We start from the raw sequence: 18,403 nt of genomic DNA on the forward strand, positions 1-18,403 counted from the left end.
TGGGGTTTCATTAGGAGTTTCACGATGGAAATGCTGAAGTTTGGTAAATTCGCTGCGCTGGCTCTGGCCATGGCTGTAGCTGTAGGTTGCTCTTCGAAAGGTGGCGACAACGCCGGTGAAGGCGCTGTAGATCCTAACGCTGGTTACGGTGCCAACACTGGCGCTGTTGATGGCAGCCTGAGCGAAGAAGCCGCCCTGCGCGCAATCACCACCTTCTACTTCGAATACGACAGCTCGGACCTGAAGCCAGAAGCCATGCGCGCTCTGGACGTTCACGCCAAGGACCTGAAGTCCAACGGCAACCGCGTTGTTCTGGAAGGCAACACCGACGAGCGCGGCACCCGCGAGTACAACATGGCTCTGGGTGAGCGTCGCGCCAAGGCCGTCCAGCGTTACCTGGTTCTGCAGGGCGTTTCCCCTGCTCAGCTGGAGCTGGTTTCCTACGGTGAAGAGCGTCCAGTTGCTACCGGCAACGACGAGCAATCCTGGGCTCAAAACCGTCGCGTAGAACTGCGTAAGTAAGTCCTATGCGTACGTGCCGCCGTGCTTTGACCGTCCTCGTACTCAGCCTGCCCCTCACGGCGTGGGCTGCGGTTCCTGTAGTAGATGACAACGCGAGCAGTTATCCGCCCGCGGGTTATGGCACGAGCGGCGCCTATGCCGGAGCAGGGGCTTCAACCCCTGCTTCTGCACAGGGCCAGCTGTTCATGCAGCTGCAACAGATGCAGGATCAGATTTCCCGCCAGCAAGGCATCATCGAAGAGCTGCAAAACGATGTGTCGCGCATGAAGCAGGAAAACCTGGAGCGTTACCAGGATCTGGACCGTCGCATCAACAGTGGTGCCGCGCCTGCCGCGACCCCCGAGAATTCCCCCGCTGGTAGCGCTCCCGCTACTGGTGCGCCTGCCACCGATGGCGGCGCTGCTGCCCAGCCGCCTGCCACGAGCAGCGAGCCGGGTGATCCGGCGAAAGAGAAGCTCTATTACGATGCCGCTTTCGACCTGATCAAACAGAAAGACTTCGACAAGGCCAGCCAGGCGTTCAACGCCTTCCTGCGCAAGTACCCCAACAGCCAGTACGCCGGCAACGCGCAGTACTGGTTGGGTGAAGTGAACCTGGCCAAAGGCGACCTGCAAGGTGCCGGCCAAGCCTTCGCCAAGGTCAGCCAGTCGTACCCTAAGCACAGCAAGGTGCCTGACTCGTTGTACAAGCTGGCCGACGTCGAGCGTCGTCTGGGCCACACCGACAAGGTCAAGGGCATCCTGCAGCAGGTAGTCACCCAGTACCCCGGCACTTCTGCCGCGCAACTGGCGCAACGCGACCTGCAAAAGCTCTAAGTGATACCGCTTGAAAGAAACCCGCGCTTGTCGCGGGTTTTTTCGTTAGAATCTTGGCCCTTTTATCAAAATACGCTGCCGCGGATAACGCTTTGTCGAGTCCGCGACAGTGCCTGACGGAGGCGGACAGCCTGTTTAGCTGTCACGCCCGTGGCGATCATGCAAGATACATTACGCATCACCGAAGTCTTTTACTCGTTGCAGGGTGAAACGCGAACGGCTGGGCTGCCCACGGTTTTCGTGCGCCTGACCGGTTGCCCCCTGCGCTGCCAGTACTGCGACAGCGCCTATGCCTTCACCGGCGGCACTATCCGCAGCCTCGACTCGATCCTCGAGCAGGTGGCCGGCTTTCGTCCGCGCTATATCTGCGTCACCGGTGGTGAGCCGCTGGCGCAACCTAACGCACTGCCACTGCTAGAACGTCTGTGCGACGCCGGCTATGAGGTTTCGCTGGAAACCAGCGGAGCCCTGGACATCTCCCGGGTAGATCCGCGAGTCAGCCGGGTGGTCGACCTCAAGACCCCTGGCTCGGAAGAGTCGCACCGCAACCTTTACCAGAACATGGAACTGCTGACCAACAACGATCAGGTCAAGTTCGTCATCTGCTCGCGTGAGGACTACGACTGGGCAGTGTCCAAGTTGATTCAGTACAACCTGGCAGAACGCGCCGGCGAGGTGTTGTTCTCGCCTAGCCACCATCAGGTCAACGCCAGCGACCTGGCCGACTGGATCGTTGCCGATAACCTGCCCGTACGTTTCCAACTGCAACTGCACAAGTTGCTGTGGAACGACGAACCCGGACGCTGAGAGGAAACTACATGACTGACAAACGCGCGGTAATCCTGCTGTCCGGTGGCCTGGACTCTGCCACGGTCGTGGCCATGGCCAAGGCCGAGGGCTACAGCTGCTACACCATGAGCTTCGACTATGGCCAACGCCACCGCGCCGAGCTCGATGCAGCGGCGCGTGTCGCCCGTGACCTGGGAGTGGTCGAGCACAAGGTGATCGGCCTGAACCTCAACGGTATTGGTGGTTCGGCCCTGACCGACAGCAGCATCGATGTGCCTGAGACGCCAGGTGAGGGCATCCCGGTGACCTACGTGCCAGCGCGTAACACCGTGTTCCTGTCCCTGGCGCTGGGCTGGGCGGAAGTGCTCGAGGCGCGCGACATCTTCATCGGCGTCAATGCCGTGGACTATTCCGGTTATCCCGATTGCCGTCCTGAGTTCGTCGAAGCGTTCGAGCGCATGGCCAACCTGGCGACCAAGGCTGGGGTAGAAGGGCAGGGCTTCCGCATCCAGGCGCCGCTGCAGAACATGAGCAAGGCGCAGATCATCCAGGCTGGCGTCGAGCGTGGTGTCGACTACAGCCTGACGGTGTCTTGCTACCAGGCTGATGACCAGGGCCGCGCGTGCCGCAAGTGCGACAGCTGCCGCTTGCGGGCTGATGGCTTCAAGGCTGCTGGCGTCGAAGATCCGACCCCATATTTTTAAAAAAAACGTGTGATGGGGTGTTGATTTCTCGTTAGAAATCAGTATTATACGCGCCATCCAACGGGTCGTTAGCTCAGTTGGTAGAGCAGTTGGCTTTTAACCAATTGGTCGTAGGTTCGAATCCTACACGACCCACCATATGCAGTAAGAAAGAGCCCGCTTCCGGTTACGGATGCGGGCTTTTTCGTTGTCGCGCCTTACTGGCAGTTCAGATTGAATTCTTTGAAGTTGTAACTGCCGCCGTCCTTGCCCCAACTCACGTGCAGCTTGTCGCCATCACCGTAGTTCACCACGTCGGCATTGACGTAGTAACCGAAGGCCGACAGGCCCCCGCTGACCTGATCCAGTTCCTCGACATCCAACGTACGCATTTCAGTCTGTGCAGTATTCATCTGAGAGCTTCCTCGTTCTCGATCATGTTGTTCCGTCTGATGGAAGTCCTGTTGCACCAGGACTTGCTGAAATAATGTGTCTGGCGAGTGCCTGTGCAGCAATAGCCCGGGTGACCTAATGTCACAGCGCCACACCGCGCTCGGCGATGGCCTGCACCTGCTTTGAGCCCCCGGCAATAGCCCACCTGTACTAGTGTCGACTGGCGCGCCCTTGTTTAGGCTGGCAGGGCCTCGTAGTTGCGTCTTGTCGCGAGGCCGACTTTTGGGTTCGCCAGGATCGTGGTCAGGGAATGCTATTTCGAAAGGAAGCTCTGCAAGCAGGCAGGGACAAGGATCTGGGCAGCGTCATGCTGGTCTCGCCGCCTTCGTTGCGAATGGCAGGGGTGTGTGCGCTGCTGTTCTGCATCGTCTTGGCCTTGTTCATCAGCTTTGCCAGCTACACCCGGCGCGAAGCGGTTACTGGGGTGTTGGTGCCGGAGGCCGGGCTGATCAAGGTGTTCGCGCCGCAGGTTGGCGTGGTCCAGGACCTGGCGGTGGTCGAGGGCCAGCAGGTGGAAGCGGGCGCCGCGTTGCTGGCGCTGATCAGTGACACCCACAACGGCGAGGCCGGTGCCAATCAGGTCGCCATCAGTCGGCTGATCCAGCGGCGCACCCGCAGCCTGACCGATGAAATCGCCGAGACCCGTGTGCTCCATCAGCAGGAGCGCGAGGGCAAGCAGCGGCGCCTGGCGATGCTGCAGAGCGAGCAGGACAAGGTCAGCGCGCAAATCGCCCTGACCGGCCAGCGCCTGACCCTGGCGCAAGGCATCGCCGAGCGCTATGCCGAGCTGCAACGCCAGGATTTTGTGTCCCGTGACTTGCTCCAGGCCAAGCAGGACGCGGTATTGGAAGTACGCCTGCGCGCAGAAGAGCTCAACCGATCCTTGCTGGCCTTGCGCAACGACAGTGCCGCGTTGCGCGCTGAACTGGCCGAGCTGCCGTTCAACCAGACCAAGCAATTGGCGGACCTCGAGCGGCGTCTGCTGGAAAGCGAAAGCAGCCTGCTGGAGAGTGAGGTCAAGCGGCAGATCGTCATTACCGCACCGGCCGCCGGCGAAGTTACGGCCATCGGCGTGGTCAATGGCGCCCGCGCCGATGTCAGTCGGCCATTGTTCAGCCTGGTGCCACAGCACAGCCAACTGTATGCCGAACTCTATGTGCCAAGCCGCTCGGCAGGCTTCGTGCGCCCAGGCCATTCAGTGATGCTGCGTTATCAAGCCTACCCCTACCAGCATTTCGGCCTGGCCCGCGGCACGGTCGCCTCGGTGTCGCGCAGCGCTCTGCCAGCTGAGGAGATCATGACCGTCGGCGCCGTGTCCGATGAGCTGCGCGAGCAGGGGCCGCTGTATCGGGTCAGGGTCACCTTGGAGCGACAAAGCCTGTTTGCCCGCGGGCGAGAAGAGCGTCTGCGCTCAGGGATGCAGCTGGACGCAGACATCATGCTGGAAAACCTGCCGCTCTATGAATGGCTGCTCGAACCCCTGCGCGGCATAGGAAAACGACTGTGAGCATTGCCCAATCCCTGACCTTCGGCGTGGGTCGCAAGCTGCCGGTGATTTTGCAGGTCGAGGCGGCGGAATGCGGCCAGGCCTGCCTGGCGATGATCGCCGCCTACCATGGCCAGGTCCACGACCTGTATTCCCTGCGGCAAAAGCTCTCGCCCTCGATGAAGGGCGCCACCCTCAAGCAGCTGATGGCCATGGCCGGCCAGCTGGGGATGGCCACTCGGCCGCTGCGCCTGGAGCTCGAAGCGCTCGATCAACTCAAGCTGCCCTGCATCCTGCACTGGAACTTCAATCACTTCGTGGTGCTCAAGGAGGTCGGCCCGCGTGGCGTGACCATTCACGACCCAGCCCGCGGCCTGTGTCGATTGACCCGCCAGGAAGTGTCCGAGGCGTTCACGGGTATCGCCTTGGAACTATGGCCGGAAACCGATTTCCAGCCAGGCCAGGCGAAAACCCCGTTGCCGCTGCGCCGTCTGCTCGGGCGGGTGCAGGGTTTTGGCGGCGTGCTCGGGCACATCCTGCTGCTTGGGGCGGCGCTGGAGCTGTGCATGATCCTCGCGCCGTTTTTCTTGCAGACGGTGATCGACAAGGTGCTGGTCAGTGCCGACCTGGACCTGCTGGCGGTACTGGCCATCGGCTTTGGCCTGTTGCTGGTGGCCCAGCAGGCGCTGTCGCTAGCACGCTCCTGGGCACTGATGTACCTGGGCACCTTGCTCGGCGCGCAATGGCAGATCAATGTGTTCAGCCACCTGGTGCGCTTGCCGGTGGCGTTTTTCGAGCGCCGTCACCTGGGCGATATCATCTCCCGCTTCGGCTCGCTCAAGGCCATCCAGCGCACCCTCACCACCTCGTTCATCGAGGCGCTGCTCGACGGCGTGATGACCGTGGTCACGCTGGTGCTGATGTTTCTCTACAGCCCGCCATTGGCGCTGATCGCCGTCACCGCCATGCTGCTCTACGCGCTGGCGCGCTGGGCCTGGTTCGGCCCGCTGCGCCGCGCCAGTGAAGAGGAGCTGGTGCGCGCTGCCAAGCAGCAGAGCTACTTTCTCGAGACCTTGCGCGGGGTGCGCACGATCAAGCTGTTTGCCCATCAAGAGCAGCGTGCCACGGTCTGGGGCGGCCTGCTGGTCGACGAGATCAACGCCGGATTGCGCCCGCAGAAACTCCAGCTGCTGTACCGCGCGTTCAACGGTTTGCTGTTCGGCAGTGTGACCCTGCTGGTGATCTGGCTGGGCGCCAAGCTGGTGATCGACGGCGCATTCAGCGCCGGTATGCTGATTGCCTTCAACGCCTACAAGGATCAGTTCAATGGCCGCGTGGCGGGCCTGATCGACAAACTGGTCGATGTGCTGATGCTGCGTCTGCATGGCGAGCGGCTGGCCGATATCGTATTGCAAAGCGCCGAGCGCAGGCCAACGCCGCTGCCCGCCGATAGCGCGGCCTGCGCGCGCGTGCCGCGCCTGCAAGTGCGCAAGCTCAGGTTTCGCTACTCCGATTATGAACCCTGGGTGCTCGACGACGTCTCGCTGACGATCGAACCTGGTGAGTCAGTGGCCATTGTCGGCCCGTCGGGATGCGGCAAGACCACCTTGCTCAACGTTATGCTTGGCATCCTGCCACCGGTCGAAGGCCAGGTGCTGCTCGACGACGAGCCGATCGACGCCAACAACCTCGAGCGCCTGCGCCAGATCAGCAGCACGGTGCTGCAGGACGATGTGCTGTTTGCCGGCTCCATTGGCGACAACATCAGTTTCTTCGCCAGCGATACCGACCAGGCCTGGGTCGAGCAGTGCGCACGCCTGGCGGCAGTACACGATGACATCGCCCGCATGCCAATGGCCTACAACACCCTGGTCGGTGATATGGGCACGGTGCTTTCTGGCGGGCAGAAGCAGCGCATCCTGCTCGCTCGCGCACTGTATCGGCGGCCGAAGCTGCTGTTTCTCGACGAGGCCACCAGCCACCTCGATATTCACCGCGAGGCGGCAGTCAACCAGGCTTTGCAGTCGCTGAACATCACCCGGGTGATCGTCGCCCACCGGCCCGAGACCATTCGCTCGGCGCAACGGGTGCTGGCGTTGCACAACGGGCGCATTGCTCACGTCGGGCCGATGCCCGACAGCAGCCCATGAATCGGCGCTGGGCGCTACTGGGCATGCTGGCCTCGTTGAGTATGCCGGGAGCGGCAGCGGCGGCGGTGCAGGCCTGCCCCGAGCCGCTGCGCGCTGGGCAGGCGCTGGCGCTGTCGCAGGCAGTGGCCATGGCCTTGTGCGCCGACCCCGAGGTGGAGGCTGCCTGGCGCACGCAGCTGAGCAGCCAGGCCAGCATGGATGCCGAGCGTTCGGCGTACTGGCCGACGGTGCAAGGCGTAGCCCGTAGCGGCCGGGCCAACCGCAAGACTCGTTACGATGGCTTTCCCGAGGCCAATTCGACCCTCGATGCGCGCACCAGCAGCTATGGCCTGGACCTGAGCTGGGTGCTGTATGACTTCGGCCTGCGCAAGGCCAAGGTCGAAAGCGCCCGCCAGTTGCTCAACGCCGCCAGCAGCAGCCGCGTAGAGAAAATCCAGGAGGTGGTGCTCAACACCAGCAAGGCGTTCTACCAAGTGCAGGCCACTGGCGCGCTGCTGGAGGCCCGTCGCAGCATCGAATCGCTGGCTGCCGATAGCCTCAAGGTCACCACTGCCAAGCACCAGGCCGGCGCAGGCGAGCAGGCCGACCGATTGCAGGCGCAGACCACCTTCGAGCAGGCGCAGCTGGAGCGGGTATTGGCCGAGGGTGATCTGGCGACCGCCCAGGGCGCGCTGGCCAGTGCCCTGAACCTGTCGCCCTCAGCGCCGCTGCGGCTGGAGGTGCTCAACGATCCTGAAGGGCAGGAGGAGGCGTTCATGGTCAGTGTCGATGCCTTGATGGAGCAGGCCCGCCTGACTCACCCGTCGGTTGAAAGGGCGCGCGCCGAATGGTCTTCAACCCTGGCCAGGGCAGAAGCGCAAAGGGCCGAGGGCCGCCCGCGGATCGCCCTGTACAGCAGCTACCGACATGACGACACGCCCGTCGAGCAGGTCGCCTCGCGCCAGCAGATCGAGACCTGGAGTGTCGGCTTGCAAGTAACGGTGCCGATCTTCGATGGCTTTCTCGCCCGGCGCCGGGCGCGCGCCGCCGAGTACGAAGCGGGCGCTCGCGAGCAGGACTTGCAGCAGGCTGAGCGCGCGATTGCCCTAAGTGTATGGAGAAGCCGGCAGACCCTCGATGCACGAACCCGCGCACTGGCCATCAGTCGCCGCTTGGTTGGCAGCGCCAGCCAGTCGCATCGGGTTGCGCTGGGGCGCTACAAGGCCGGGGTCGGCAGTATCATCGAGCTGCTCAACGCCCAGAACGATCTGGCCTCGGCGCGGCAGCGGCGGGTTGCCGCGGTGGTCGACTGGTACACCGCCCGCCTGCAACTGGCGGCCGACCTTGGGCAATTGGGCCAGCAATGAGCAAGGCTATTCGGCCCACTCCGGATCGCCAGTGAACACGACCGTGATCCAGCGATCCGGCCCTTCGCCGCCGACCGCGTCGCCGATCTCGTTGCGCAGGGCATCCCACTCGCTGATGGTTCTGGCGGCCATTGTCGTGGGCACGATGAAGTACAGCTCGATTTCCCGCGAGCGCCCGACCTTGGCCACATAGGCGCGGTACGACTGCAAGCCGTGCTTGGCGACGAACGCCTGGGCCACGCTGTCGACGTGTTGCTTCAGATCGCTTGGCGTCACCAGGAAGATCTCGGCCATGGCCTGGCGCACCACCGATAGCGGCAACGGGATGATCACCAGGCACACCAGGGCCAGCACGGCCGGGTCGATGTACGGCGAAATCCATTGCCACTCAGTGCCCTGGATGGCGAAACCGACGCAGAAGGCGATCAACAGCGCGGCAGTGATGCTGGCCGACATCACCCAGCCCTTGACGTCCATGCGCACGAAGTCTGAGTTGAGTGTGCGGTTGGCCCGTGCTTCGACCACGGCGATGGTGAGACAGGCGATCACCGTCAGCACCGCGTAGATCAAGGCAATGCCGAACTCCAGATGGCGCCCGCCTTCGAGCAGGCTGCTCACGGCGTTAATCAGTGCATAGACCGCAACGCCACTGAGCAGGATGCCGTTGAGCGCCAGTACCATCGGTTCCAGGTGCCAGAAGCCCATGGTGAAGCGCTCGCGCAGCTTGCGCGACATTTGTTTGCTAGTGACGTGGGCAGTGATCAGCTTGACCACCACCAGCGACAAGCCGCTCATGCTGGCGTCGACCAGCGAGTAGACGCCATCGAAGACGATAGAGAACGAGCCCGAGGCCAGGCCGAAGGCGATGCCGATAGTGGCGATGAACAGGGTGACGGCAATCGAAGTGCGCAGCAGGCCTTGCTCGCTGGTGAGGTCGAAGAATGCCGGTTTGCTTGGTGTTTCCATAACTAAAACTCTTTCAAGGCGCTAGTGCTGTGGGTGTCAGTGGCAGCTCGATCGCGGGGCCAAGGCAGGGCAGCCCTTTGGCAGGGGGAGCGTGGGAGCGGGCTTGCCCCGCGATAGGGCCGCCACTGACTAGACGCGGAACTGTTCCATCAATGCTTGCTGCTGATTGGCCAGCCGGTTCAACGCCTGGCTGATCCGCGCCGACTCATCGGCTTGGCCCGACAGCGACTCGGTGACATCACGAATCCCCGCCACGTTGCGGTTGACCTCTTCAGCCACTGCGCTCTGCTCCTCGGCAGCCGAGGCAATCTGCAGGTTCATGTCGGTGATCACCGCCACAGCCTCACCGATTCGCTGCAGTGCAGGCAAGGCCTGTTCCATCTGGCTGGCACTGTCCTGAGCCTGGCGCTGGCCCTCGTGCATGGCCCCGACCACATCGCGAGTCCCCTGTTGCAGGCCTTCGATCACCTGGCGAATCTCTTCCACCGACACTTGGGTGCGCTGGGCCAGGTTGCGTACTTCATCGGCCACCACGGCAAAGCCGCGACCCGCTTCGCCGGCGCGGGCGGCTTCGATGGCGGCGTTCAGGGCCAACAGGTTGGTCTGTTCGGCTATCGCGCGAATCACCTCCAGCACCGAGCCGATCTGCTCGCTGCGGCTCTCCAGTGCCCGCGCTTCGTCCATGGCGGCGTCCATATCGCTGGCCAGGCGGACGATGGTTTGGCGGGTGCCGGAGATCCGCTGCAAGCCTTCACGGCTGGCTTGATCAGCGCCGCGCGCCGCTTGCGCGGCCTGCGCTGCGTTGTGGGCGACGTCCTGGGCGGTGGCGCTCATCTCGTTGGCGGCGGTGGCCACCTGTTCGATCTCGCGTTGTTGTTGCTGCATGCCGTTGCTGGTCTGGCTGGCGATGGCGGCGGACTGATCGGCAGTGCCGCGTGCTTCGTGCAGCGAGCCTTTGACCTGGGCGATCACCGGTTGCAGCTTGTCCAGGAAGCGGTTGAACCAACCAGTCAATTGGCCCAGCTCGTCCTGGCGGGCATAGTCCAGGCGGCGGGTCAGGTCACCTTCGCCACTGGCGATGTCGCGCAGGCGCTCGGCCACGGCCAGTATCGGCCGGGTCACGCCACGGGCGGTCAGCCAGACCAGCAACAGACCCAGCACCGCAGCCACCAGGCCAATCACCAGGCTGGTGACATTGGCGGCTTGATTGTGTGCGTCCAGGCGTTGGTTGAGGGCAATCGCCGGTGCTTGCAACACCGCTTCCGGCAGCTCCAGCAGCACCTGCCAGGGCGCAGCGCCGGGGATCGGAGCGAACGGGTGGGAGATGCGCATCTGGCCGTCATCCAGGCGCTGTACCGGTTGGCCTGCGCGCATGCTGGCGAGCAATTCGTGCGCCTGCGGGCCAAAGGTCTGTTCCAGGGTCTTGCTCAGCTGGGCACTGTCGCGGCTGTGTCCGGCGAGCAACCCGACCGGGCTGACGATGCTGACCTGGCCCTGGCCGTCGAACAATTCCTGACGTCCCGCCAGGCTCAGTTGCTGCAAGTTGTCCAAGCCGATATCCAGGCCAACCACGCCGACTACCTGGCCGTTTTCCAGCAAGGGCAGGGCAATGCTGGTCATCAGTACCTGGCGGCCATTGACCTCATCGAAGTACGGATCGAGCACGCAGGCCTTGGCGGTTTCCTGCGGGCAGGTCAGCCAGCGGTTGTAGGGCGAGCCATTGGCGCCGACGCTGGTGTCGGCCAGCATCGATTCGGGCATGGCCTCTGACTCCAGAGTGCCGGGACGTGGCTGCGACCAGTACAGCGAGAAGCGGCCGCTGTCGTTGCTGCCCTGGGCATCGTGATTGACGAAGCTGGCGTCGCGCTGGTCGAGCGCATTGGGCGCGAACACCAGGTACAGGCCGATCAGGTCTGGGTTGCCGGCCAAGGCAGCGCGGGCCTGAGTGGTCAGCTCGGCGCGCAGATCGGCGTCGCCACGCTGCTTGAGCACCTGCACCAGGCGGGCAAAGCCATTGCCGTATTGATAAGTATCCATGAAGTAGCGCTGGATACGCAGCGCTTGGGTTTCAGCGTGGGCTTGCAGGCGCAGGCGCGCGCTGTGATCGAGCAATTCGGTGTTGGCCGTGAAGACCTGCGCCGCGCTGCGTCGGGCCTGGGTCAGCGAAGTGGCCACCAGCAGGGCGACGATCACCAGCAGGCACAGGCCGGCGAGCAGGGTGATCTTCCACTGGATGGAGAGGCGGCGCAGCAGCATGGCAGCATTCCTTGTCGAGAAAAGGGCAACGCCCGCGATCAGGCGGGCGTCGGCAGGGTGGTCATTCAGCGATGCAGTTTGGCGGTGCTACCCGGAAGGCTTTGGTCAGCCAACCGAGGTAGATCAGCCCGGCCAGCGCCCAGGCGCCACCGAACAGTAGCGAGTGTTGGTTGAGGTCCAGCCACAGCGAGACGATGATGCAAAAACCTATGGTCGGCAGGACCAGGTACTTGAGGTGGTTGGCCAGGCCCTTGTTGCGCTTCTCGCGCAGGTAGCAATGGTTGATCACCGACAGGTTGACGAAGCTGAACGCCACCAGCGCGCCAAAGTTGATCACCGAGGTGGCGGTCACCAGGTCGAAGAAGATCGCCGACAGCGCGATCAAGCCGACTACCGCAATGTTCAGTACCGGGGTCTGGTAGCGCGCATGCAGGCGGGCGAACACCCCGCTGGGGATCACCTTGTCGCGACCCATCACATACAGCAGGCGCGACACGCTGGTCTGCGAGGCCAGGCCCGAGGCGATGGTATTGATCACCGTGCAGGCGATGAACACCGACTGGAACAGCTTGCCGCCCACGTACAGGGCAATCTCCGGCAGGGCTGCTTCCTGGTCGTGGAAGCGCTGCATGGTCGGGAAGTACGCCTGGATGAAATACGACACCAGGATGAACACCGCGCCACCAATCAGCGCGGTGAGGAAGATCGCCCGTGGGATGGTCTTGCCCGGGTCGCGGGTTTCTTCAGACAGGCAGGTCACCGCATCGAAGCCCAGGAACGAGAAGCACAAGATCGTCGCCCCGGCAGCCAGGGCACTGAACTGGGTCTGCGCATCCGCGAACGGCGCCAGGCTCCAGGCGGTGCCCATGCCCTCGCCGTGGTCCAGGCCGCGCACGCACAGGTAGATGAACACCGCGATGATCACCACCTGCACCGCCACGAACAGGGCGTTGAAGTGCGCCACCAGGTTGATGCTGCGCATATTGATCAGGCTGATCAGGGTGACGAAGCCGGCCACCCAGATCCATTGCGGGACTTCGGGGAACATCGCCGAGAGGTAGAGCTTGGCCAGCAGGGCATTGACCATCGGCAGCAGCAGATAGTCGAGCAAAGACGACCAACCCACCAGAAAGCCCACGTGCGGATTGATCGCCCGCTGGGTGTAGGTGTAAGCCGAACCAGACTGTGGGAAGCGCCGCACCAGGGTGCCGTAACTCACGGCGGTGAACAGCACGCCGAGCAGCGCCAGGATATAGGCGCTGGGCACGTGCCCGGCGGTGATCCCGGAGACGATGCCGAAGGTGTCGAATACGGTCATTGGCGTGAGGTACGCCAGGCCAATGATCACGACCTGCCAAAGGCGCAGGGACTTGCGAAACTGGCTGTTTGCCGAAGTGCTCTGGTCATGCTGCATGCTGGCGGGGCTCCTGGGCATGGACAGCGGACGCGGCGTGCGGGCACGGCAAGGTCAAGCGGATGAGCTCCATATTGTTCACCTTTTATGTTGGAGCGGCGTGACGCCTCCTGTGACCGGAGGCGGGTATTGCGAGGCGGGAAAAATAATCAACGGGGGGGCAGAGGGTGTCAAGTTAAACATGACGTTCGACATTTTTATCAGGCTGATATCGATTAAATTTGACCTTTTAGGCCTTTTCTAGCGTTTTTTTTAAGGCGTGTTAGATTTTTGTGTAAATAAAAACGTTCACGACGGTCGCGTGGCTGTTCTACTGCCAGGTGAGTGCCCTGTGATATAGGTGTCAGAGTTTATTCCAGCTGTGCGCGCTGCCTGTGCTGATTGGCACAGGGCCACCAATCCTCAGTGGGAAGTAGTGATCCAGCGCCGCGGTGAGCCAGCGTTTGTATTCGTCGGAGTTGATGTTGGCCGCCTTCATGATGTACTCAATCAGCTTCGCATAGTCAGGCCGGTGTGCCTTCAGCACATCATCAAACACCTTCGGTCCACAGACTTCGGAGATTGTGCTCATGAACTGGTTGAGTGCCTCAGCGCCTTTGATTGTGCGGGGGGTGGTCTTGAATGCCTCTGATAAGAGATGGAATCGTTGGTTCGCAGTATCCAGGAGCTTCTTCAGCAGCGGGTTGTTCGGGTGGCTGGCGAAATGGGAATTGTTGATCAGTCGGTCCCCGTTCCAAGGCATTCGGAAGCGACTACCGAGCAGCACATCGTGCGGAGCTGCGGACAGCTCTTTAGCAATGACAGGTGCGAGGCTGTCATCGATATCCATATAGATCCCCCCATACTCATAGATCAGCCTGTAACGCAGGAAGTCCGCCGCAGCCGCTAAGTTACGTGCTGGGCTGTCAGGACTACGGAAGTAGTTGAAACCGTCGCCTTCGGAGCTGTTGATAAATTGCTTGAAGAACGGTTGATCGTGCAGGCTGCGGACTTCGACGCTGGTTGCTTCGAGCGACTGGCGTATTGCCGCAAGCGTCGGTGCACCGCCGTCTACATGAAGGATGAAACGGTAGTAAGCGTTATCGGCGTTCTCCCTGATGTTCCAGCTCAAATTGGCGGGAAGCCTGTTTTCCCCGACCCAGATCATGTGTATCTCGTTCTTTACCGGCGTGGTTTGCTGCGGTAGCTGGGGCAGGTCAGGGAATCTGTACTCGATGAAGTGGTTTTCTGCCGGGAGCCGGTGGCGCACGCGTTCGAAGTCTCTAGCCGTGCCCGTTTTCCAGCGGACCTTGGTTTGCAACAACGGCTCTTCTCGCCATGCGTAATCACCGTTAAGGGTGCGCCAGGCAGCAGCATCGGCGTCGTAGAAGACTGGGACCTCATCCTCAATGATGTCCGCCTCGCCGGGTGTCTGGATTTTCATGCGCACATAGTAACGAGTGTGCTCCTCAATGATGTCATCCAACGGCACCGTGACCTCCACTCTCGGTACCAGAGGCTGACGTTGTATGCCCTCAACGACCCGCGTTGGCAGGGGCGGGCTGCTGATCATGGTGAGAGAGGGATTGCCGCCGCGCAGCCCGAAACGCAACTCGATGTCCCAGTAGCCGTCTTCGGTCGCCTTCAGGAACGGCCCCCACTCGCGTGGATCGTCTGCCGAGCGAATCCGCAGTTGCTGCTCGTGCTCCAGCCACTCGACCCGATACACATCATGGCGGATGTTGACATACAGTTTGCCGTTGTCCAGGAAGGTGCCTTTACCGCCGCCGGCGACGCGCACCGCAGAGGACGCTTTGAGCTGGGCGAGTCGGTTGCGCAGTTCCGGTTGCAGGCTGTCGAGTTGTGGTCGTTGCACTTTTAGCTCGTCGATCAACGGCCAGTTAGCGTGCGGTGCGGCTTCAGGGGCTACCTGCTGTGCGCTTTCGGCCTGACGCTGCTGGGCACGCTCTACGGCCTCTGTCGCAGCCAGCTGCTCTTCGCTGAGCACTACCTTGGACCTGGCAAGCTGTGACGCTTCACCGATCAGTGGCAGCGCATTGAGCAGTCCGAACGCCACTCGACCGATGCCTTCGACCGTTTCCTGCTCATTCTTGGCTGCGCTGATCTCGCCCACGCCCACCGCTAGCAGGCCAGCGCCGAGTACCGCGACTAGCGGTGCCAGCTCCGGCAGCGCCAGGGCAATTGCGCCGATGACATTGACCGTCACCTCCAGGCCTTGCGCCAGCTGCTTGCGGTAGTACTCGCTTTGAGTGGCGATGTCGTGTCTGGCATCGGCGTAGAAACGTTGCTTGATCTGCCTGCGCATAGAGGTGAAGGGATACGGATACAGGGTTGGGCCAAAGCTGATGATTTTGTCCGGCACCCACAGCCCAGTGGCCTGGTCGAGTATGCGCGGATAGGCAGCCACGCCTCGAAGAGCAGTATCCACACCGCTGAGAAACGCGCCATCGAGCCGATCCGCAGAGCTGAAGTGGCTGGCCAGGGAAGCTCGTTTGTGTGGGTCACGACATTGCTGCTGCAGCCATATGCGCAGCTCATGTGTATTGGTGAAACCATGCAGGGGCGAGGAATTACCGGGGATGTACAGCACCACGTCGGTTTTGCGCTTGTCACCGAATACCATGATGTCTGACGCGGCATAGCCATAGATGCGTAGTTCAACGATCGTATGATGAGTTGAAATCGGGTTGTCGGCAAAGTAGCGATAGGAGGTGTTTTCCCAGCTGGTATTGGGGTGAAGCATCATGCTCTTGAGCACCAGTGCCGAATGCTCGGCGCTCAGCGAGCCCTCGTCACGTTGCAGCAGCGCGGCGTGCACCACATTGCCCTTGAGCATCAGGTGATAGGTACTTTCGTGTTCGGTCCAGAAGCGGTTGAGGTGGGTCAGATAATGCGCTTGCAACTGCGCATTCCAAACGAATTCGAGAAACGCTCTTGGGTCCAGGTCTACCTGGTTCCAGGCGTCGTAAACCTGCGGCGAGCTACGCCGGTACACGCCATCGTATGAGCGCGAATCGGCCAATTGGCCGTCGCTGAGGTTTACCAGTCTGCTAACCGCATAGCCGTTCTTGCTCCAGGTCATGGGGTAGCCGAGGTGATCTGACCATGAGCCACTGCCCCGTTGCTGCCAGTTGCCGATCAATGCTTGCGGCAGGGTCATGGCATGGGCCACCTGTGCCTGCCATGGGCCTGGGGTGATGTTAACCAGGTGCAGGTAAAGCGTGGCCAGGATCAAATCTTCTGGATCATCGTCTATGCCGTGCTGCTCAAGGTATTTGCGAATCTGCTGGTCGGCGTAGGCCTGGGGTGTCTCTAGGCTCACCTGTTCCCGGTCGAATACTTGCTTGATCGACAGCAGCACATCTTCATCCTGTTCGGGCGCGGCGGGAATAATCGATAGCAAAGCGTGCTGGCCGCGGCTGAAGGAGGTGTCGGGCTGGGTAGCGGGTTCGGGCGAGAAGGGCTCACCCAGTGCAGGGTACTCTGGAAAAGTCGGCTGGTAGCTCACGTCGGTCTTCCTGAATAACGACTAGGGAAGTTGAGCGTGTGCTGGTTGGGCAAGCTGTGCGCGGCAGATAGTTACCGCACCTTTGTCCGGTGATGGCGAACGAATGCTGTCATGCCCAGACGCCATTTGCTTGGCCAAATTGTCCCGCCAGACGCGGCCTGACAGTGTAATCTTAGCCCTCGCGATTTTCGTCAAGCGAGTCGCCCACTCCCCCCTATGGACAGCAATCGGTTCAATTCATGAAGAAATCAGTAGGCATCCTTTCCGGCCTGGCGGTCGCCATCGCCGTCGCAGTCACCGCTGGCGCCTGGTACACCGGCAAGCAACTGCCTGCCCAGTTGGACAGTTCCGTCAGCCGTGCCAACCAAGAACTGAAGAAGGCCGTGGCCGGCACGGGCGGCAGCATGACCCTTGAGCTGGCCTCGTTGGAGCAGCACTTCTTTACCAGTACTGCGCATTACCGGCTCAAGGCCAAGGACGTGTGGCTGGGCGAGGGCGCGCCACTGAGCTTTGACGTGGGTCTCGTCGACCAGATCGAGCACGGCCCGTTTCCGTGGTCGCGGGTCAAGGCATTGAAGTTGATGCCGGTCCTGGCCACCAGCAACAGCGCGCTGGAGAAAGATGACTTCACCGCCGCCTGGTTCGCCGCAGCCGGCGATCAGCCGCCAGTGACCGGCCAGGTCAGCCTCGGCTACGCCGGGAGTATCGACAGCGATATCCGCCTGGCGCCGCTCAAACTCAACGAAGACAACGGCAACACCCTGGACTTCTCCGGCATGCAGTTGCAGCTTAGCGGCGATGAGCAAGGCAAGGCGGTGAAGATCCACGGCACAGCCGAGCGCCTGGAAATGAAACTGGTCGGTGATGATCATCCGCCCGCTACGTTCAAGTTCGAAGGCCTGAAGATCGGTGGCGACCTGGCCAGCACCGGCCATGACTTGGTGTATGTCGGTAACCTTGACCTGGCCCTGGCACAAGCCCAGGCAACCCTGGGGCCTAAGCAAGAGGTGCTGCTGCTCAAGGGGCTGGAGCAGAACAACCTGTACAGCGCCGAAGGCCCGGACACCATGGGCGGGCGCATCGAGTACAAGGTCAACGACATCAGCTATGCCGGGCGTGCGGTTGGCAGTGGGCAGATGGTGGTGACGGTCAAGTCGCTCGACATTCCGGCATTCCAGTCGTTGGCCGAGTGGTACCAGACCAAGCTGCCTGAAGTGCAAGAAATGCAGCAAGCCCAGGCGGCCGGCCAGCCATTCCCGACCTTCGACATGACCGAAGAAGAGAAGGCCAAGGTGCAGGCCGACTTGCAGAAGATCCTCGCCGCCAAGCCGAAGCTGGCGCTGGAACAACTGTCGTTCAAGACGGCCAATGGCGAGAGCCGTTTCAGCCTGGCGCTGGATTTCTCCAACCCAAGCTCGTTCGACCTGCCGCCTGATCAACTGGGCAAGCAGCTGGTCAGCCAGTTGAAGAGCCAGCTGTCGTTGTCCAAGCCGATGATCGGCGACTTGGCAACGCTGCAGGCGCTGCTCGAAGGGCAGACCGACGCCCAAGCGATTGCCCAGCAATCGAGCCAGGCAGGCGAGATGGTCGGCATGATGGCGCTGCAAAGTGGCATGGCCACAGTGCAGGGCAATGACGTGGTGTCCAACTTGCACTATGCCGACGGCATGGTCGACTTCAACGGCAAGAAGATGACGGTCGAGGAGTTCGCGATGATCCTCGGTGCGCACCTGGCCGCGCTGTCGCCGCAAGGCTGATTGGCAGGCAAACCGCTTCCCACAGCAATGGCGCTAGCCGGTCGGTCAACGCCAATCCTGTGGGAGCGGGCTTGCCCCGCGATGAGGCCACAACGGCTGGCATCACCAACTGCTGGCTGGCCCCGGGGCGACTGTCACAAAAATCGCTTTTGCATTGACCTGATTGTCTGTAGCCTTCGGCGCGATAATAATCCGCGCCCGCAGAGGGCCGCGACGGCATGCCTGCCGTCCGGCACCACTAGCCGATCTGCCAGGGCC

13 protein-coding genes, 1 tRNA gene and 1 pseudogene are annotated in these 18,403 nt (G+C 62.0%); 9 read left to right on the forward strand and 6 right to left on the reverse strand.

The genetic code is table 11. The features are described 5' to 3' along the window. Positions 1-24 precede the first annotated feature (24 nt). The 5 genes from pal (at position 25) to HU737_RS02850 (ending at position 2,968) form a co-directional block, all read left to right on the forward strand. On the forward strand, positions 25-522 hold the full coding sequence (gene pal, locus HU737_RS02830) for a peptidoglycan-associated lipoprotein Pal (protein WP_008090230.1): 498 nt from the start codon (positions 25-27) through the stop codon (positions 520-522). A 5-nt stretch (positions 523-527) separates the two neighbouring features. After that, on the forward strand, positions 528-1,337 hold the full coding sequence (gene ybgF / locus HU737_RS02835) for a tol-pal system protein YbgF (protein WP_186555352.1): 810 nt from the start codon (positions 528-530) through the stop codon (positions 1,335-1,337). Between the two features lie 159 nt (positions 1,338-1,496). After that, positions 1,497-2,144, forward strand: coding sequence for a 7-carboxy-7-deazaguanine synthase QueE (gene queE / locus HU737_RS02840; RefSeq protein WP_186555351.1), 648 nt, complete (start codon positions 1,497-1,499; stop codon positions 2,142-2,144). Between the two features lie 11 nt (positions 2,145-2,155). Continuing rightward, entirely contained in the window at positions 2,156-2,830 is a 675-nt protein-coding gene (gene queC / locus HU737_RS02845) for a 7-cyano-7-deazaguanine synthase QueC (protein ID WP_186555350.1), read from the forward strand. Positions 2,831-2,892: 62 nt separating this feature from the next. Further along, positions 2,893-2,968: transfer RNA gene (locus HU737_RS02850), tRNA-Lys, on the forward strand. A 59-nt stretch (positions 2,969-3,027) separates the two neighbouring features. On the opposite strand, the gene HU737_RS02855 is transcribed toward HU737_RS02850, so the two are convergent. Next, a complete protein-coding gene (locus HU737_RS02855) occupies positions 3,028-3,222 on the reverse strand; it encodes a hypothetical protein (RefSeq protein ID WP_186555349.1) in 195 nt (64 codons plus the stop codon). Between the two features lie 290 nt (positions 3,223-3,512). On the opposite strand from HU737_RS02855, the gene HU737_RS02860 reads away from it, so the two are divergent. Genes HU737_RS02860 through HU737_RS02870 form a run of 3 tightly spaced genes read left to right on the forward strand, consistent with a single transcriptional unit; the run spans position 3,513 to position 8,244 of the window. Beyond that, entirely contained in the window at positions 3,513-4,769 is a 1,257-nt protein-coding gene (locus HU737_RS02860; protein WP_186555348.1) for an HlyD family secretion protein, read from the forward strand. Next, a complete protein-coding gene (locus tag HU737_RS02865; RefSeq protein WP_189661840.1) occupies positions 4,727-6,898 on the forward strand; it encodes a peptidase domain-containing ABC transporter in 2,172 nt (723 codons plus the stop codon). Before HU737_RS02860 ends, HU737_RS02865 begins: the two co-directional genes overlap by 43 nt. Beyond that, positions 6,895-8,244, forward strand: a complete 1,350-nt coding sequence (locus HU737_RS02870) for a TolC family protein (protein ID WP_186555346.1) — start codon at positions 6,895-6,897, stop codon at positions 8,242-8,244. Before HU737_RS02865 ends, HU737_RS02870 begins: the two co-directional genes overlap by 4 nt. Positions 8,245-8,250: 6 nt before the next feature. On the opposite strand, the gene HU737_RS02875 is transcribed toward HU737_RS02870, so the two are convergent. From HU737_RS02875 to HU737_RS26375, 5 genes and pseudogenes are all read right to left on the reverse strand, one after another. Next, on the reverse strand, positions 8,251-9,210 hold the full coding sequence (locus HU737_RS02875) for a cation diffusion facilitator family transporter (protein WP_186555345.1): 960 nt from the start codon (positions 9,208-9,210) through the stop codon (positions 8,251-8,253). Positions 9,211-9,339: 129 nt separating this feature from the next. Continuing rightward, positions 9,340-10,095 carry a methyl-accepting chemotaxis protein gene (locus tag HU737_RS26520; protein ID WP_372353331.1) on the reverse strand — a complete coding sequence of 252 codons (756 nt, stop codon included), beginning with the start codon at positions 10,093-10,095 and terminating at the stop codon, positions 9,340-9,342. A gap of 102 nt (positions 10,096-10,197) precedes the next feature. Next, positions 10,198-11,466, reverse strand: a pseudogene (locus HU737_RS26525) (methyl-accepting chemotaxis protein); the annotation flags it as partial. A 61-nt stretch (positions 11,467-11,527) separates the two neighbouring features. After that, complete coding sequence (locus tag HU737_RS02885) at positions 11,528-12,880, reverse strand: APC family permease (protein ID WP_186555343.1); 1,353 nt, start codon at positions 12,878-12,880, stop codon at positions 11,528-11,530. Between the two features lie 343 nt (positions 12,881-13,223). Continuing rightward, positions 13,224-16,388: a glycosyltransferase family 32 protein gene (locus HU737_RS26375; RefSeq protein WP_186555342.1), complete on the reverse strand. Its 3,165-nt coding sequence runs from the start codon at positions 16,386-16,388 to the stop codon at positions 13,224-13,226. Positions 16,389-16,627: 239 nt separating this feature from the next. Here HU737_RS26375 and HU737_RS02895 point away from each other — a divergent pair, with 239 nt between their 5' ends. Then, positions 16,628-18,145, forward strand: coding sequence for a YdgA family protein (locus HU737_RS02895; RefSeq protein WP_186555341.1), 1,518 nt, complete (start codon positions 16,628-16,630; stop codon positions 18,143-18,145). The last annotated feature ends 258 nt before the right edge of the window (positions 18,146-18,403 follow it).

It is taken from the genome of Pseudomonas urmiensis (genome assembly GCF_014268815.2).
Lineage (GTDB): Bacteria > Pseudomonadota > Gammaproteobacteria > Pseudomonadales > Pseudomonadaceae > Aquipseudomonas > Aquipseudomonas urmiensis.